20 protein-coding genes are annotated in these 17,073 nt (G+C 40.1%); all 20 read left to right on the top strand.

Going from position 1 to position 17,073, the window contains the following annotated elements; all coding sequences use genetic code 11:
• Positions 1–956: 956 nt before the first annotated feature.
• The 20 genes from B3209_RS07910 (at position 957) to B3209_RS07815 (ending at position 17,029) form a co-directional block, all read left to right on the top strand.
• Positions 957–1,112, top strand: a complete 156-nt coding sequence (locus B3209_RS07910) for a hypothetical protein (protein ID WP_295799097.1) — start codon at positions 957–959, stop codon at positions 1,110–1,112.
• Between the two features lie 108 nt (positions 1,113–1,220).
• Positions 1,221–1,349: a hypothetical protein gene (locus B3209_RS07905; protein WP_295799092.1), complete on the top strand. Its 129-nt coding sequence runs from the start codon at positions 1,221–1,223 to the stop codon at positions 1,347–1,349.
• Positions 1,350–1,423: 74 nt separating this feature from the next.
• Positions 1,424–1,774 carry a hypothetical protein gene (locus tag B3209_RS07900; protein WP_295799090.1) on the top strand — a complete coding sequence of 117 codons (351 nt, stop codon included), beginning with the start codon at positions 1,424–1,426 and terminating at the stop codon, positions 1,772–1,774.
• Between the two features lie 14 nt (positions 1,775–1,788).
• Complete coding sequence (locus tag B3209_RS07895) at positions 1,789–3,258, top strand: radical SAM protein (protein WP_296663006.1); 1,470 nt, start codon at positions 1,789–1,791, stop codon at positions 3,256–3,258.
• A 1-nt stretch (position 3,259) separates the two neighbouring features.
• Positions 3,260–4,027, top strand: coding sequence for an amidohydrolase family protein (locus tag B3209_RS07890; RefSeq protein WP_296690371.1), 768 nt, complete (start codon positions 3,260–3,262; stop codon positions 4,025–4,027).
• A 19-nt stretch (positions 4,028–4,046) separates the two neighbouring features.
• Positions 4,047–4,229 carry a hypothetical protein gene (locus tag B3209_RS07885; RefSeq protein ID WP_296092289.1) on the top strand — a complete coding sequence of 61 codons (183 nt, stop codon included), beginning with the start codon at positions 4,047–4,049 and terminating at the stop codon, positions 4,227–4,229.
• A complete protein-coding gene (locus B3209_RS07880; RefSeq protein WP_296667367.1) occupies positions 4,213–4,428 on the top strand; it encodes a hypothetical protein in 216 nt (71 codons plus the stop codon). The genes B3209_RS07885 and B3209_RS07880 overlap by 17 nt, the downstream gene beginning before the upstream one ends.
• Positions 4,429–4,455: 27 nt before the next feature.
• Positions 4,456–5,058, top strand: coding sequence for a hypothetical protein (locus B3209_RS07875; RefSeq protein ID WP_296690369.1), 603 nt, complete (start codon positions 4,456–4,458; stop codon positions 5,056–5,058).
• Between the two features lie 448 nt (positions 5,059–5,506).
• Complete coding sequence (locus B3209_RS07870) at positions 5,507–5,707, top strand: hypothetical protein (protein ID WP_296690366.1); 201 nt, start codon at positions 5,507–5,509, stop codon at positions 5,705–5,707.
• Positions 5,708–5,911: 204 nt separating this feature from the next.
• The gene (locus B3209_RS07865; protein WP_296690364.1) at positions 5,912–7,171 is read left to right on the top strand and encodes a PD-(D/E)XK nuclease family protein; all 1,260 of its coding nucleotides are present in this window, start codon (positions 5,912–5,914) and stop codon (positions 7,169–7,171) included.
• 190 nt (positions 7,172–7,361) lie between these two features.
• A complete protein-coding gene (locus B3209_RS07860) occupies positions 7,362–8,714 on the top strand; it encodes a hypothetical protein (protein WP_296690362.1) in 1,353 nt (450 codons plus the stop codon).
• A 100-nt stretch (positions 8,715–8,814) separates the two neighbouring features.
• The gene (locus B3209_RS07855; RefSeq protein WP_296690360.1) at positions 8,815–9,261 is read left to right on the top strand and encodes a hypothetical protein; all 447 of its coding nucleotides are present in this window, start codon (positions 8,815–8,817) and stop codon (positions 9,259–9,261) included.
• Positions 9,258–9,863: a hypothetical protein gene (locus tag B3209_RS07850; protein ID WP_296690358.1), complete on the top strand. Its 606-nt coding sequence runs from the start codon at positions 9,258–9,260 to the stop codon at positions 9,861–9,863. Before B3209_RS07855 ends, B3209_RS07850 begins: the two co-directional genes overlap by 4 nt.
• A 21-nt stretch (positions 9,864–9,884) precedes the next feature.
• Positions 9,885–10,667, top strand: coding sequence for a FliG C-terminal domain-containing protein (locus B3209_RS07845; protein ID WP_296690356.1), 783 nt, complete (start codon positions 9,885–9,887; stop codon positions 10,665–10,667).
• A gap of 554 nt (positions 10,668–11,221) precedes the next feature.
• Entirely contained in the window at positions 11,222–11,983 is a 762-nt protein-coding gene (locus B3209_RS07840) for a hypothetical protein (protein ID WP_296690355.1), read from the top strand.
• Positions 11,952–13,514, top strand: a complete 1,563-nt coding sequence (locus tag B3209_RS07835; protein WP_296690354.1) for a PcfJ domain-containing protein — start codon at positions 11,952–11,954, stop codon at positions 13,512–13,514. The genes B3209_RS07840 and B3209_RS07835 overlap by 32 nt, the downstream gene beginning before the upstream one ends.
• A gap of 228 nt (positions 13,515–13,742) precedes the next feature.
• The gene (locus B3209_RS07830) at positions 13,743–14,174 is read left to right on the top strand and encodes a hypothetical protein (RefSeq protein WP_296690352.1); all 432 of its coding nucleotides are present in this window, start codon (positions 13,743–13,745) and stop codon (positions 14,172–14,174) included.
• Between the two features lie 349 nt (positions 14,175–14,523).
• Complete coding sequence (locus tag B3209_RS07825) at positions 14,524–15,183, top strand: hypothetical protein (protein ID WP_296690351.1); 660 nt, start codon at positions 14,524–14,526, stop codon at positions 15,181–15,183.
• Positions 15,184–15,188: 5 nt separating this feature from the next.
• A complete protein-coding gene (locus B3209_RS07820; protein WP_296690349.1) occupies positions 15,189–16,406 on the top strand; it encodes a sensor histidine kinase in 1,218 nt (405 codons plus the stop codon).
• A gap of 2 nt (positions 16,407–16,408) precedes the next feature.
• Positions 16,409–17,029 (top strand): response regulator transcription factor, encoded by a 621-nt coding sequence (locus tag B3209_RS07815; RefSeq protein ID WP_296690347.1) that lies wholly within the window; start codon positions 16,409–16,411, stop codon positions 17,027–17,029.
• The last annotated feature ends 44 nt before the right edge of the window (positions 17,030–17,073 follow it).

Genomic DNA, 17,073 nt, shown 5'->3' with positions numbered 1-17,073 from the left:
TTACGAATCTGACTGCCTATAAAACCCACCTGATGAAAACTTCTCTCCTATAAGCGTTTCTTGCTTTTGCTGTCCATCCCTGATTTATGCCTTTCAAAAAGCTTGCGGCTGACTGCCGCAGGTGGACATCAATATACCGCATATCACACGGACGTGTCAACACCTTAACACCGCTTTTTTCAACTTTTTTTGTTTTTTTTAATAACCCAAATGTCAAGTTTTATTAATCAACATAAAAACTGAATACGCAGCAGAAAAGCAGCAAAAGGCAAGCTTTACTGTGATGCCAGATGTCTAAAAAAAATGCGGGAGCTTGCCCCGAATGTCATTGCCGTACTTGACACCGTGATGTTTGCATACAAACTCGGTTAGCAATCTCGCAGAAGTCGTCATTATCCGGCTCGACCGAATAATCTCTAAATGACTGTAATATATGCATTTAGATTATCAACCGAGTTTCTTCCAGAAACATCGCAGCATCAAGCCCAATTTTGACATTAAATCATAAAAGTCGAAATTGAACCTAAAAGTATTCAAAAATGAAAACGCAAAATCAGTCCGTGCCACGGACATTTACACATCCGCATAGCGGACACATACATATCCGTGGCACGGACGTAGTCATATCCGCGATGCGGACTTGCACATATCCGCGACACGGATTTTTATTATAAGGTTGAATTTCGAATTTTAAATAAATTTACAAAAAAGGCATCTGAATTCATAATCACTTTCCTTCAATATAAGTTTTATCTTAACAGACTGAACTGCACAAATAATGAGCAAGCCGCACTACGACAGTATTTTCGGTGCGTAAAACGCACTTTCGCTCCCCCCCCCCTTGTTGTGATAGCCTTAAATCAAATCTATTAAGTCGGCGGACTTATACGCGGAGGAAAATTATGGTTCATTTTTGGATTATATTTGCAATTGTGGCGGGACTCGTCGGAGGATTTATGAAAAGTTGTACCGGCTGTGAGTCAAAGAAAGACAAAGAGGATGGGACAAAAGAGAAAGAGGCCGAGCCTAAAGAAACATCTTTCTTGCAGAACGCAGACAGCATGGAATTCACACTTTCTGACGGTTCTATAGCAACATTTTCAATCGTATAAAATAACGGGGGCGGAGTTTTTTCGTCCTGCGATATTTTGCCGTCCGTCGGGCGGTGCTTTATCTTGCTTGCTTTGGCGAAAAACCAAAGAAGTATAAGGAGGAAAAAAATGGCTTATACAAAACCACAGGTTGTCGCACAGAACTCAGTTTCTGGAAGCTATGCTGCTGGCTGTCCTGCTGACCACTCAACAATTGCAAACCGCAGTTTGTGCAAAAAATGCGAAATGACAAACTAAGCCTTTTGCTTTATGGTAGATTAAGCCCCGCCATGTAAAATAATGTGGGCTATTTTTTTATTCTGGAGAAAAAAATGGATTCTTCGCTTATAAATGGATTCATAACTGCGGGAGTTGCCCTTGCTGGCGTTGTTGCAACTACATTTGTTTCTGTGTATTCAATAAGACACAATGATATTACCCAAAGACAAAAAAGAAAAGTCAGTGAAATTCTTGATGACTTAATTGGATTTCATGAGCTGGAAGAAGTTTACATAGAAAAACTGGCGGAAGCTCGAAAAAAGAACGGTGATACGACATTTGTTACCCATGATGCAATTGTAAAAGAAACACGAAAAGCATTACGGGAGAAAAATATTGACTTTGACTTTTCTCCTTATGATGTGAATATTTATAGCAAAGCATTTAATATATCAAAGAATTAAAAAAGGATACATTCATGCTTTACCGACAGAAAAAAGACACTTATATAAGAAATTACGACGGCTTGGGCTACATAACAAGCACTGGGATTTTCAATGACCGCATTGTGAACGAAAGCGGAACGATTTTCCTTTGTGCATTGAGCCGAAAACCGCAGTCGCTCGACGAACTTATTGATAAAATTTTACCGCAATTCACCGATGTTGACCGCGATACAATCAAGAAGGATGCAGAAGAATTCTATGACACTCTTGTTCAGGACGGTTTCATCGTAAAAGGCGAAAACGAAGAAGAATTGAATGTCAAGGACATTGGCTTTACATATACCGCCGTTCAGCCAAAAACAATCCGAGAGGATTTTTCCCCGACAATCCAGCGTGCGGACAGCGATACTCAGGAATTTTTGGAAAAACACTTTAATGGAAGACCGCATCTCACGACTTTTCAGATTGAGCTTACAAGCAAATGCAACGAGCGGTGCGTTCACTGCTATATTCCGCATAAATTCAAGCTTTATAATATCAGCGATGAACTTTATTACAACACGCTGGAACAGCTCTCTAAAATGGGCGTTCTTTCCGTTACTCTTTCGGGCGGTGAATGTATGTGCCACCCGAAATTCAAGGAATACCTGCGGGCTGCCAAGAATTACGATTTTTATGTGAATATTCTGAGCAATCTTACGCTTCTTGATGACGAAATAATCGAAATTATGAAAGACAGCAATGTTTCTTCTGTTCAGACTTCTCTTTATTCAATGATACCTGAGCATCACGATGCAATCACACAGCTCAAAGGCAGTTTCTACAAAACCAGTGACAACATCTTAAAGCTCATAGAAAATGACCTTCCGCTTCATGTTTCCTGCCCCACGATGAAAGGCAACAAGGACGACTACGGTGATGTCCTTAAATGGTGTCATGAGCATAAAATCCGTGCCCAGACCGACTACATTATGATGGCGGCCTATAATCATGAGACAGAAAATCTTGCAAATCGTCTTTCGGTTGATGAGGCTGGAAAGGTTATCAGTGATGTTTTAAGCGGTGATATTGATTATCAGAAAGCAATTCTTTCCCCTGACTTTGTGAAACGCTGCAATGAGGCTGTGTTTAATCCAGAACGCCGTCTTTGCGGTGCGGGTGTTTCGTCGTGTTGCATGGTGGCAAACGGCAATGTTTACCCCTGTCCTGGCTGGCAGGAAATGGTCTTGGGCAATCTCAACGAAACTCCGCTCCAGGAAATTTGGGACAACTCGGAGAAAATCAATTGGATTCGCGGTTTAAAAATGAAGGATTTGGGACATGGCGAGTGCTGCAAGTGCGACAAGGCTGCGTTCTGTGCTCCGTGCATGGTTCGTAATGCAAACGAATCACCCACTGGCGACCCGCTTGAAATAAACCGCCACTTCTGTGCGGTTGCGCAAAAGAACAAGGAAATTGTCCTTAACTGGCGAAAAGCAAAACTAAAGGAACTTGGAAAATAGTTTGACCGACTATCATGTTCATATCGGGCAGTTTGAAGATGTCTACTATTATGCGGACAGAGTTTTCTCGGCATTAAAGACTTGTGGTACTGATGAAGTTTATTTTTCATCTACCACAAGCTGTATGTATTTTAAAGAGTGCTCCGATTTGACGGATAAGTCTGATTTGAAGGCACAAGCCCCATCTGCAAAAAATTTGTATGAGGGAATCAAGGAAGAGGTGAGCAATGCTCTTTTAGCCGCAAAAAAAATCGGAATAAAGGCATATGCTCTTTACTGGTGCGTGCCAGAACTTCATAAGTCTCTGGGGTTTTCCGTTTGTGAAGTGATGAAAACTCTTCCCTACGAGGGCTTTAAGATTCATCCGTTAGCACAAAAATGGAATCTTTCTGAGTCTTTTACGGCTTTACTTACTGAAGAAATTTTTTCTTATGCGGAACAAAATGGTTTGCGTATAGTAATTCATTGCGGCGATGATACAATCTGTTCTCCGCGTCTTTTTGAAAATCAAATAAAAAAACATCCTAAGGCTATCGTTCAACTTGCTCATTCCCGACCAGTTAACGACACGCTTTATATGCTAAAAAAATATCCCAACACAATCTGTGATACGGCATTTGCCCCAAAGTATGTTGTGGGTGAAATAAGAAATGCTGGTTTTTCCGATAGGCTCCTTTATGGTTCTGATTTTCCCATAACTCACTATAGAAAGATTGCTCCTAAAGAAGACCCGACGGAAAAAGAGTTGCTAGAGTTTTTAAACAACTAACTAATGTAGGAAAATAATTATGAAATACGTTGAATTTGGTGCAGAATTTGCAGATGGTGCAAATTTCTACAGTAATTGTGGAGCAAAGGTGAACTTGGAGCCACTGTGCCAGAATTGCGGGAAAATCACCTTTTTTTTAAACTTTTTGCAAATTTTCCATATATTATTAGAGCGGAAGAAAAATTATGAACAAAGAGCTTGAAGAACTTAAAAAAAAGAGAATTGGTCATGTAGAGCTTTTAGATGACGGAACGGCATTGAACTATGGAACTGACGAAACAGCTTCTCCCTATACCGATGTCATCAGAGTGTTCGGCGGAGTCCTGTACAGGACTATGACCAAGGACAAAAAATCAGTGCACACGGTGTTTGTGCCGCTAAACGAAGGCAAAACAGAGTAATTTTGCAATTACAGGAGGTAAAGAATCTTGTTTCCATATAATGAAGGAATATATCAATTTACGGATTTTTACATTGAGGATTGCGAAACTGCGATTAAAACTGATTTCAATTTTTACGAGGGAAAATATGAAGACAGAAGCCTGACATTATCGCCAGATGATTACCCTTTTTGCACGATAACCATTCCGCCGTTCTGCACTGGTAAGGCAAAACTTGGCGTGTTCCTAAAAGAGTTCAGCATTCTTTTGGACGAGATGCTTGTAAAATGGGATAAAGATGTAGTACAAAGGCTTTATACTGAAACTATGCAAGCGCTTTTTCCTGATGAAGTTGTGAATTACGAGCTTGGATTTTATGAGATTCGTGGATTTTTATACTGCACGATTCAGTTCAGCGAGGAAGGACACAAAAAAGTGTTCGGCAAAGGAAGAGATGGCTCTACGACAGCAAACGATGCAGCTAAAGTTTTTAGACCGCCATTGCGTGTTAAATTTCAGGAGACAGATCCTGCGATGAAAAAGTTTTATGAGGAGCAAAGTAATGCACCGCGAAGACCTAGACATTCGAGAAGAGAATGCACATTGAAGAATTTTGATTTTGGGGATGATGCAGAAGAAAGCAAAGAATAGAAAAATATTGGAGAGTACAATGGTGCCTCTAACCGGCGTAGGTCGTAAGACTGAAACTTAACGAAGCTTAATTTTTGCAGATTTAAGCGAAAAAAGAATGAAAAATGAGGTTTTAGAACAAAATTCCATAAAAATCAGCACTTATTGAAACTTACAGATACTTCAATTAAGCCCACATAGGAATATATTTCATGTGACGAGGCATATCAAAAGCATAACAATGCTTACATAAAAGAACGGCATATCAAACTATAGCAATATAAACAAACTTTTATTGCAATGTAAGGATGCATATACGGTAATGTATGAACACATATACGGCAATAAAATGATTCATACATTGATCGTATTACTCAAAATTCCTAACAATTTTTGAACTTTTGGCAAATTTCTCATATATTATTATGCATGTCGGATAAAAATGACCGCAGAGAAAGGAGAAAGCAATATGAACAAAGAACTTGAAGAACTCAAAAATTGGAGAATTTGTAGGGGGGAGCTGATAGATGATGGAACAGGCTTGAACTTTGGGGCGGAAGAAACTGACTCCCCATATACCGATGTCATCAGAGTGTATGGCGGTGTTCTGTACAGGACGATGACAAAAGATAAAAAATCGGTACACACGGTGTTTGTGCCGTTTGCTTGATGGCATTTTCAGTTGTCCGCTTTTTTCGGACAACTGACTGCATTCTTGAATCAATCGCAGTTAGCGTGCTGAAATAATGATTCTAGTGAGTTAAAGTACTAGGTTTTTTAGAAAATCCGTTGTATAATAAGAAATTTTTTACTGTTAAAATAGGTGCGGAGACACAGGGAATGTTGCTGAACAAAAGAACATCGTGGATGAATTATGACTGAAAATATAAAGCGCCAGATTATTGAGCTTTATAATTCGCCTGAATATCTCTCGCTTTCTGCTTATTATGGCAGACGGACTTGCTTTGACATTCTTGGAGTGGGGCGAAGTGAGGATGCCCATAGCAATTTTCTTGCCTGGCTTTTGAGTCCTGCTGAAAATCATACTTTGGATGCATATCCCGTACAAAAATTTCTTCAACTTCTTGTGATGGCAAGGAATGATTATCCATGCAACTTTTCTGTTCCCTTTGATGAAGAGTTTCAGAACAATCTCTTGCTTGAAAACTGGCAGATTGAAAATGTCTGTGTAAGTCGTGAGACCTTCGTTCAGTCATCAAAAAAGGGGCGGATTGATATTCTGCTTGAAATCACATTTTGCGGGAATCGCCGAATCTATCCGGTTGTCATAGAAAATAAGGTAAAGTCTGATGAGCATGATAATCAGAGCGATAAGTATTACGAATGGGCGCGAGAACACTATAAGGATTCAAATAAATGTGTCGAGCCGGTCTATGTTTTCCTCACTCCTAAAATTGATTTTAGCCTTGTTGATGAAACAAGCAGAACGAATATTTGCAAGAACCCCAATTACATTTTGATAAATTATCAGAATATTGTGGATTATCTTTTGGAGCCGTGTTTAAAAAAGGGAATGTCAAAGCAGGGCGAGTTGCTCACTCTTGATTATTTGCGCTGCCTTAGTTACAGAGACCCTTCAAAAATGGATGGAGAATTGATTATGGCATATAGTTCAGAAGAAAAAAAATTACTTCGCCAGTTCTGGAACAAGAATTCCCAGCTGCTTCTGGCAGCTATTAAAGTTTTGTGCACAGATGATGAAATTGATGACTCTGAAAAACAAAAAATGAACAAAACTATTAAAGTTCTTGAAAAGCATAGAGATAACCGAAAGTATCTTTTTAACGGAAAAGAATACGGAAAATCTCCTTTAGTTCAGGCTGTGGTGAACGCCTATATAAGCGAAAAGAAACCTTTAACTGTGACAGACCTTGAAAAATTTTTCCCTAAGGAGTTGCAAGGTCCCATGGGGGTATTTCAAAAAATTGAGGAAATAAAACTCAAATATAAAAGCAAAGCAAAAGACTACTTTTTCGTTGATAAGCCGATTGCGCTTGGTGACGGAACAGAGATAGCCGTCTGCCGTGAATGGGCTATTAATAACATACCTAAGTTTGTCAGCCATGTGAATGATAATCTTGGGGAAGCGTATTACATAAGTGAGGCGCAATAAATATAGAATTGAAAACGGAGGAAAAATAATATGGAAATTTGTGTATATTGTGGTCGGAGATTTACAATCGACACCTTATATGAAGCGCAGAATGACGATGTTAATAAAGCTGAAATCGGTTATGAAATCTTAAATGATTTTAGTGCCCTAAAAGGAATGAGTTTCTGTTGTGAAAGCTGTATGAGGGCTTATGCTCTTAACCTTAAGAATAGTTCTGCATATATCAATCAACGGGCAGAAGAAGAACGCCGACAAGGAACAGCGTGAAAAAGAAGAAGCTGAAGAAGAACGTCGCCAGGAAGAAGCAGAGCGTCTTGAAAAACTTGGAAAGTGTGCCTGGTGTGGAAGGCAGAACGAACAGATTTATGCAAACCAGCTGCTTTTTCCAGGGCGTAAGTTTTGCTCCAGGAAGTGTCTCTTTGACTGCAAGAATGCGGAAAATCCTACAGAACTGTCTTCTGATACGCCAAGAATTACACTGCAGAGTAAGGGCAATGTCTACACCTCAATACAGGATGCTGTAGATGACGCACAGGAAGGCGACACACTTGTGTTCTCAAACGGTGTGTTTGAAATCAATGAAGATTATGATATTCAAAAATCTCTGACATTCAAAGCCTCAAACAACAACATGAACTCTCCATTGCATGAGCGCACAGTGTTCAAGCTATATGATAAATCATTTTCCCCAATTGGAGATAATACAATAATTGATGGAATTGTTTTTGAAGGAAAAGACAAAGAAAAATTTGTATACGTTTTTTCTTGGAGTTATGAGCTTGTTATTAAGAATTGTGTTTTTATGACAATGCACCATGCAATATCTTTTATTGAAGATACCACCATTAAGATAGAAAACAGTCTTTTTATTAATTGTAGTAATGCTTTCCGGCAAAATGGTTGTTATTTTGGCGAGGCTAGTTATATAAAGGACACAACATTCGATTCCGTTAAATACATTTTCCAGGAAAAGAGTATTGACTGCCTTAGGAACTGTACTATAAAGAAGTCTCTTTTAAGCCCGCATTATGATGTACCATCAAACAATGCGCTAAGCTACAACGAGCGCAACAAAAAGACCTACAAGCTTCTGCAAACTGCAATTGACGAGGCATACGACGGCGACACTATCGTTCTAACTCCTGGTACTCAGTATCAGGGCTTTAATTTGGAAGGAAAAAACAACATTACTATAAAAGGGGCTGTAATAAACACTCAGGCTCCCGATTCCCAGAAATCGGTTGTTCAGGTGGATTCGATTGTGTTTATTGGAGAATGCAAGGGGATTACTTTTGAAGGTATTTCGTTCAAGAATCTGGATCGATACAACTTTAATGCTTATCAGACTGAAAACATAATTTTTAATTCCTGTGAATTTTTCACAACCAAAAAGGATGATGGAAGTCTAACTTTTGAATCAGAAAATAAGTTTGTGTTCTATTCCTGCGTTTTCAATAATTTTAAGAAAGTGTTTGAGAATCACAGTGTAAGAAACTCCAGCTGCAAATTCAACAATTGTGATGTAATTTATTCAGAAGCATAGTAAAAGTAGGTAAATTTTGAAAAAAAATTCATCAAAAAAATTCATTTTTTTTCAAAATTTTTAAACTTTTTGAGAATTTTCCATATATTATTCATACCCTATGAAAACTGAAAAGCGGTTCTGGATTATCGCCGTAATTTTTGGCTGTGCATCAACTGGCGAAAAATCCGCAGAATATTATGGAAATTTCTCGAATCAAGATTCTCAGTCCAAAAAGAGAAACATCAGCGGTGAGTTTGTGATGCAGGTCGAGGAGCCTAGCCTGAACAACATCGCTCAGGATTCTGCATGGATTCCAGAATTCGTAGTGAATACAATCAGCGACGACATCGCAAAGTATTCACCAATCATAATAGCTGACAGTCGTAATGCCAGAAAAATGGCACTCGCTCAGAAACGCGACGAAAGCGGAATCTTCGACGACTCGGACTTGGTTGAGGCTGGCAATTTCAAAGTCGCCAAAAAAGTGATGTTCGTTTCGATTACAGGCAAAAACGGTGACTATTCGCTTTCGGTACGAATCAACGACAAGGAAAAAACACTTTGATTGCTGGCTACAGCGAGCCTAACTGTGCCTTTGCCGATTTGGAGAACGGTCTTGTCCTGAAGGAAGCCGTTGCGGATTTGCTTGACCATCTTGGTTTCCCCCTGAGCATTGCGCAAAAAAAGGCTCTCCTTTCCGTAAAAACAAAGCAGTTTGAATCTGAGATTGAGGCTCAGAAACTCTATGCGCAGGGAAATGTCGCCATGCAAAGCGGGGCTGACCTTGAGGCACTTAAGCTTTATATTCAGGCGAATTCAACGGATTCAAATCTTGAGCGGGCAAAAAAATCAATGTCACAGTTTTCAAAGAATGTCACCGGAAGCGGTATTGGGGCTAGGGTGAAGAATCAAATCCAGCGACGGAACGCATACATTGAGCTGTTTGAAATCATGAGGGAGAATTTCAGAAAAGCACCACCTTACTACCTGATTTTTGAGCCTAAAACTCGGCTTGGAAAAATTGATTACAATAATGGGTATTATGACCTTCTCGTGAATTTCGCTCTTGTACCAGACCCGGAAAAAAAGAAGCTTTTTAATGTTGTGCTTTATGCCCTGAAATCGATTATCGGGAAAATAAATAAAACCGTCCCTTTGAATACATGAAAAAAATCTTTGGAGGAATAAATGGCAATCTTCTACAATTTACCGCCCGCAAAGCCTGAGTACGAAAAGACTTTGCTTGGCATGGCATGGTTTTTGATAAACACGGCCGAACGTTCCCGCCGTGAAGGAATTCTTTCCTTGCAAGCGGATATGGATACTGAGCAGGCCTTCAATGATTTTGCGGGAGAGGATTTTCCGCAAAAAATCTCTTTGTATGGTAGAAATTTTATACGAAATCTTTTTATGGACATCTGTGACGGTGTTGAAATATCCGATATTGAGAAAATCGCCTTCTATGCAATCGCTTCTTCCCAAAAACTAGGCGGCGACGAAGAAAAACTTGCGCTGATGATGGCGGCGGAGGGCGTGCATTCAATCTATGAAGGGGCGAATCCTCGTGTCCTTGCGACGAAACTTGCCTCAATGATTGGCGAAGAACTTGGCACAAAGCTAATGTCAGACTTTGAAAAGCGGGATGATGAAAATCGTGCGGAATACTTGCGCAGACTTGAAGAAAGCAGTGAGCAAAAAGAACAGCGGGCACATACAGCGATGGAAGTCTATCTTTCCGGGAACTTTGAGAACATTGTTTGGCTTGATGATATTACCGTGAAGAAAATCGCCGAGGAAAACCTTGATTTCCTTGCACAGGCAATCGCATTTTGTGATTATGAAATCCAGAGCAAAATCTTCAGGTGTGTCAGCCCGGAGACGAAGAAAAAGCTTGAAGCGGAACTTCTGGAGATGAAAAAGCCTTCCGTTGAATGTCAAAAAAAGATAATGGATTCTTTATATTGCAGCTGAATACAGCCGGTAAGACAAGCTTGTTAGCCTCTGAAATAAAAAATTCGGTGCGTAAAACGCACTGTTTTTTATTAAAATTGTGTTGTAACTTGTAAGTACTCATAAAAATTTGCACGAGGAGCACAGAAAAAATGCAAACAATAGATGGTATAAATTCAAGTTCTGTTCGCGCTTTCTGTGCTTTAAAATCTGTCAAATCTCAGACAATTTATATATTCTCAAAATACAATGCCGCACCTCTATAAGTCTTTTTTGGATTGTAGTGGTGCGGTGTTTTTATTTGAGAATGAAAAACAAAAATGACATAAAATCATAAAACTCGAAATTCAGGCTAACGACATTCCTTTTTAACCAGGGGACATTCTGAGCTGGAAAAAAATTCAGCTTTCTTTACACTTTTTTGAACTTCTTGCGAATTTTCCATATATTATTCTTGTGTTTTGCGGTTGAATCGCAAAATGCTAAATCCGGCGCCTATCTTTTGCCGGTGAAATTCGGGTTTGCCGGTTTCCCAAAGAGACGAAACCGGCGTTTCTAAAAATGGAGAGCGCAGAATGAATCCAACTCATTGTGAAATAAAGTTTTTGAACCACGAGCAGTTCCTTAGGTTTGTCGAAAAATTCGGAAATGAAAAAAATGAAATTGATTTCAAATATTTCGGACTAAAAGACGAGGACTTGATTGAAGGCCAGTTCGACGATGGCACAAAGATTTTCATCGATATTCAGAATGATGCGATTCGTTTTGTGACCAAAGAACCGCCTTATGAGTTCAATTTCAGATTCCAGCATTTTGGCTATGATATTTCCTTTAGCTGCAGAAGTGATAACGGAGAAGGAATTAAAGGATATATCGAAAAAAAACTTTATTATGTAACTCACCTGTTTTATTCTGAGGAAGAGTTTGAAAAACTGGTTGAGTACAAGGAATCGGGCGAGTATAAGTGGAATCAACAAGTCAGAAGACAAACGGTTCAAAATGCAAAGCCGAAAGTCACAATACGAAATCTTGACGGCAGGTACGGAATTATATCAGTTGTTTCATCTCATCATCTGCAAATAAACGAGCTTGAAATGCGCGAGATGTATGACTTTTCTTTGAGTGCAAAAAAGAAGAGAGGGCAAGGAATGGAGCTGACGGTTACGGTTCCTAAAATCACCACGACGCTTCCTATTCCTACAGAAAAAGTGATTGCTCATTACACGGACATCAAGCGGGCTATAAAAGACGGCTGGGCAATCGATATATATGACTGTGAAATCTTAAACAATCTGGAGAAAAAAAATGAGAGCACAGTGCAGCTACTGGGCATTTAGTCCAAAAATTAATAAGTACATACCAATTTCTTGTGAGCCGATGTCTCTTTTCCCGACCATAGTAAATTTAAAACAGAAAAGCGTATATTGCCGCTCGTGCCATCGCTGGGAATATATCGCCGCCTTTTCAAATAATATTCTTAAAAGTCAGTGCGGACATTTGTATGAAGGACCTTTTGCTTATGAAAATTCAATCTTTAATTATGGCTATCATGTGGCAAAAACAAAAAATAATTATCTCATTCTTGTAAAATCCCAGACTGTCGTAAAGCAGAACCGCCGTCTTATCGAAAATTTTTATGAGCTTAATCTTGAGCGTAAAGTCTTATCCAAAAACGGAAAATCTGTTTTTGAGAGCGAAGATTTGGCATCCGGCCTTTGTCCTGAAATCACGGAAGAAATCTTAAAGGATTTAGGCGATCGGTATAAAAAAGAATTTGGCATAGTCCCGACCATTGCTTCAAAATTTCGTGGCTTCAGTCTTATCATTGGTTATATGCTAAGTCCGTTCAACATCAATTTCTATAAAATTTCTCATCACTGGGCTTTAAATCCGTATGATAAGGATTTTTCAACTCTTTCTTCTGGAAACACTCCGACCGCCGAAAACGAAATGTTTCACAGTCTCGGAATAAAGCCTTCAAAATCTGTCCGAAAGTTGTACCAGAGTTTCCCTGAAGGTGTCATCTCGTATGCGGCGGTAAAGGATTTGGGATTTTCTGATGTGAATATTCTTTTAAAAAGCGCTAATCCTCTTTGCTATGCTTTTTTCAAGTTTTGTATGGTAAATTTTTCTGACGGCGAGATTTCTTACAGCATTCGCCTCTCGCTAAAAAAATTCGTCGGGGATATGCTTGCAGTTTCTTCCGAAAAAACAGTTTGGAATAGCCTGGAAAGAACTTTCAATTTTTTTGCTGACGAAAAGATTCCAAACAATGTTATTATTGATGGAATAAATTCTTATCCGATTTGCGCTGATGCTTTGAGTGATAAAGAAAAGAAAGATGTGCTTCACGAAGGATTCAATGATTATACGCATGATTTTTTAGTTCGCCGTGCCGACATTGTGCAAGCACAGAATGCAAACGCTCTTTCTGCCCGGATGTTTGACGAAAATCAAGAAAAAGATGAAAAATTTGAAATCGAGCAGCCTCACCTTGACCTTGCCTATAAATGCGGCGAAAACAGGACTACGATTCGCACAGGTGACGGAAAGATTGAAACTGTCGAAGTAAAAGATGAAGACCGTTATTGCTTTTATGTGGCCCAAAGCTCCGCAGAACTGAGGACAGTCGGAAGTGAAATGCACAATTGCGTGGGCTGGTGTTATACAGAACTGGCTCGCAAAAAATACTGCACAATCGTGTATGCAAAATACAAGAATAAGTATAGGATTTGCATTGAAGTTTCACCAAAATTCAGCATCCGTCAGGCGCTAGGACCAGGAAATCGGGTTTTACAGGGCGAAGATTTACTTGCATATCAGGAATGGTGCCGTGCAAAGAATATAAAATTCAAGAAAGTCTTTTAAAGTAAAAGATATGAGTCAGAAGAAAAGTGAAGAGCAAATCAATGGAAGCAAAAAAAAAAGCAATCTACATTCACGGCCGGGAGAAATAATGTGCGCGAGTTTTCCGCATAAGCTGCAAAGTAAATTCCTGTTGTGCACGGTAATTTAATTTCGGTGCGTAAAACGCACTTTCGCTCCCCCCCCTTGCCCTGTAAAATACTGCCATATTAATTTTTTAAGGAGTTTCTTATGAAGAAATTTTTAAAAGCATTGGCAGTGCTTGCGGCGGTCGCAGCGCTTGGATTTGGATTCGCATCTTGCTCTGATTCTGACGATGATGACGGCGGCTCAGCCTCAGGAGCGTTGGCAGCGTTTACTTATACTCAAAGTTATGGAACAGAAACAATTTATTTCTATGCAGATAATACCTGGGAATGTATAGAAACAAAACCTGAATTTAACTATACAGGAACAGATTATAAAGGAACGTATGCAATTACTTCTGGAGATTTTACAAACGGAACGCTGGATTTTACAGTTGTAGAGCATAACGGAAAAAAAAGCGGCTGGGAGAAAGTTTCCTTGGAAATCAAGGACGGCGTGTTCTATCTTGATGTACATGATATTCCAGCTACAGTTGACGTGAATGACTCTAGTTATGATAAATATGTAAAACAGTAGTCCTGCGGCTTAATCCGCTAAAGACTCTGTGAAAGGCTTCCTGTTTTTATGGGAGGCCTTTTTTTATTTAGCCCAAATGTCGAGTTTTGATAAGAACAGTAATTTAATTGTCATTCCCATGCTACGACACTGCGATGTTTACGCAGTAAACTCGGTCAGGAATCTGTTGGAAATTTTCAATAGATTATCAACCGAGTTTCTTTCAGAAACATCGCAGGGTCAAGCCCGATAATGACATTAAATTATAAAAAGGCTTTAAGAGAGCGAAGCGAACGTACCTTGACCAAGCCGTATTCCCGGTGCGTAAAACGCACTGAAATTTTTCGCTGGAATTTGCTATACTTTATGAATGATGAACGGAAACACTGCAAAATTCGGCAAAAGGCATTTCTTCACGGTTGCCATTACAATCCTCATTTTCAGCGTGTGCGACTTGCTTGCGGCTTCTTTTTTTCAGGACTTCTTAAAATCGCCGTTTTTCTTTGACACTATTTTTATGATTGCCGCCCTGTTTCTGTTCGGGCCGGTTGCCTCTCTTATCGAATATCTTCTGTTCATTTCTTTTACCTGCGTAAAGCTTAAAATCCGCGATGGAAAAACTGATTTTGTCTTCTTGTACACGCTTTCCGCGTTCACGATTATTCTTGTTACCTGGCTTTTTATCCGCAAAAAGGAAAATCTCAAGAAGGGCGTGAACCTGACCTTTCTGTACATTCTTACCGCTTCGGTTCTTGCAGGGCTTTCGTGCAGCGTTGTTTCGGGCTTGATAAATTGGTTTGCGCAAAAACTGTTCCAAAAAAACTGGAATTTCAACACATTTATTTTTGCCTTCAACGGCGACGAATATATGAATTTCCTTTTTTCCTCAATTATAGGCCGCATTCCCGTCACCGTTTTGGACAGAGTGATTACGACCTTTTCGGGCTTTGGAATCAGCAAGCTGTATAGTAAAATTATGCATGGGGGGGGTAAAGAGCGGCGGCAGGATGCCGGCTTTGACTCGGTATAGAAAATATGAAAAAACTCCTTTTGCTTCTTACAGTTATCGCTTTTCTCGCTTCATGCGCGCAAAAATCTCCGGATAAAAACGGCACGGATGCAGTCTGCGGCTCCTGGAACGAATTTTGCGCAATGCAGGACGCCTCCTCTCTTGAGGATTTTATCGGCACGCTTAAACGCTTTGACACTAAATGCTTTAACAGCGACATGGCATTAAAAGAGCTGGCAGAGAATCAGCTCAAGTTCTGCATTTCCCTGGCGGAGGGTCTGCGGCCGCTCATTTTGGAAAAAGAAAACCATAAGGAAGAGATTCTGCTTGCTGTTCACGAAATGGACAGGGTTTTTATGAGTTTTCTAAAAAACAAAAACGAATCTCTTGAAGACACGCACCAAAAGCTGTACGAATTCTTCATTTATTTTACGCTTACGATTCTGATTGGCGGAGCTGCTCTTGTCATTCTGAACATGAAGGAAGGGCTTGAAAAAGACAAGATGCTTTACAGTTCGCAGGCCTTTTTGCAGCATTCGATTTTGGTTCAGGAAGCCGAGCGCAAAAGAATCAGCCGGGAGCTTCACGACAGCGTCGCGCAGAATTTGCGGTATGTTTCTCTTCTTGCGGAAAATATTTCTGACAAAGACACGGCGGCTAAGATTATTGAAACGCAAAATCAGAACATTGAGGAAATCAGAAATCTTTGCTACAACCTGACTCCGCCGAGCATTACAAAAGACAATCTGCTTTCTTTGGTGAATGTCTTTGCAAAAAAGATTTTCGGCGATTCCTTTCAGTTCCGTCTGATTGCGGAAAACGGTGTTGACTTTTCCTGCTTGAATGGCGATGGGCTCTTGAATGTTTACCGGATTGTGCAGGAAGCTCTGCAGAATATAAAGAATCACGCGGGCGCAAGCGAAGTCACGGTGTTTTTTAAGAGAAATCCATTGGCGGCTGAATCTGTCGAACCTGCCAGACAAAAAGCGTCATTGAAAAAGGCATTTTCGTCGCGAGCGATGGCCGCAAAAAATCCGCGGGGCTGCCTTAAAATCATAATTTCCGACGACGGCTGCGGAATGGACGGGGAGCTTGTAAAAGAGATAAACTGTGCCATTTTTGAGAAGTCCAAGGAATCCCATTTTGGAGTCCGCAATATATGTGAGAGGGCAAAGCTTCTAAATGGAAAAGTGACGTTCTCTTCCGCGCCGGATTTTGGAACGCAGATAACGGTGGAGGTTTGAAAATGGCAAGAACATTTTACATTGTTGACGACCACGAGCTTTTGCGCATCGGCACGATTTCTTACATCGAAAAGAAATCTGGCTGGGTTTGCAAAGGGAATTCCGGCGAGCCTGAACAGGCTCTTTCTGAGCTTTCGCTTTTGTCGGGCGGAAACACGCTTCCTGACCTTGTGATTTCCGACCTTAATTTTTCTGGCGACGACGCGGGCTTTGACTTTATCGCAGAGCTTCACTCGCTTTATCCGGAACTAAAAATCATAGTGTACTCAATGTTCTTTTCGGCAGGAATGGTCCAGACGGCAATTCAAAACGGAGCTGCGGGCTATGTTTCAAAAAACGCGCCGTCGGACGAGCTCATAGAATGCATGGACAACGCTTTCAGCGGAAAAACTTTTGTCCAAAAAGAATTGCGGGAAAATCTTGTAGAATTCAATTCGTTTACAGACGCGCTTACGCAAAGAGAAAAACAGGTGATGGCCTTGATTCTGCAAAACTTTTCCAACACGCAGATTGCCGAAAGACTGCAGATAAGACAGCGCGCCGTAGAAAACTATATCTCAAGCATCTACGAAAAAACCGGCATCAACGACAAAAAGGAATTCATCAGGCGGTTTGGAAAATAACAGGTTCAATTTCGAGTTCTGTAAATTTACTGTCATTGCCGTGT

It is taken from the genome of Treponema sp. UBA6852, from assembly GCA_002449305.1.
Lineage (GTDB): Bacteria > Spirochaetota > Spirochaetia > Treponematales > Treponemataceae > Treponema_D.
Note: the sequence above shows the minus strand (reverse complement) of the source record. Positions and strands in the feature narration are given on the sequence as shown.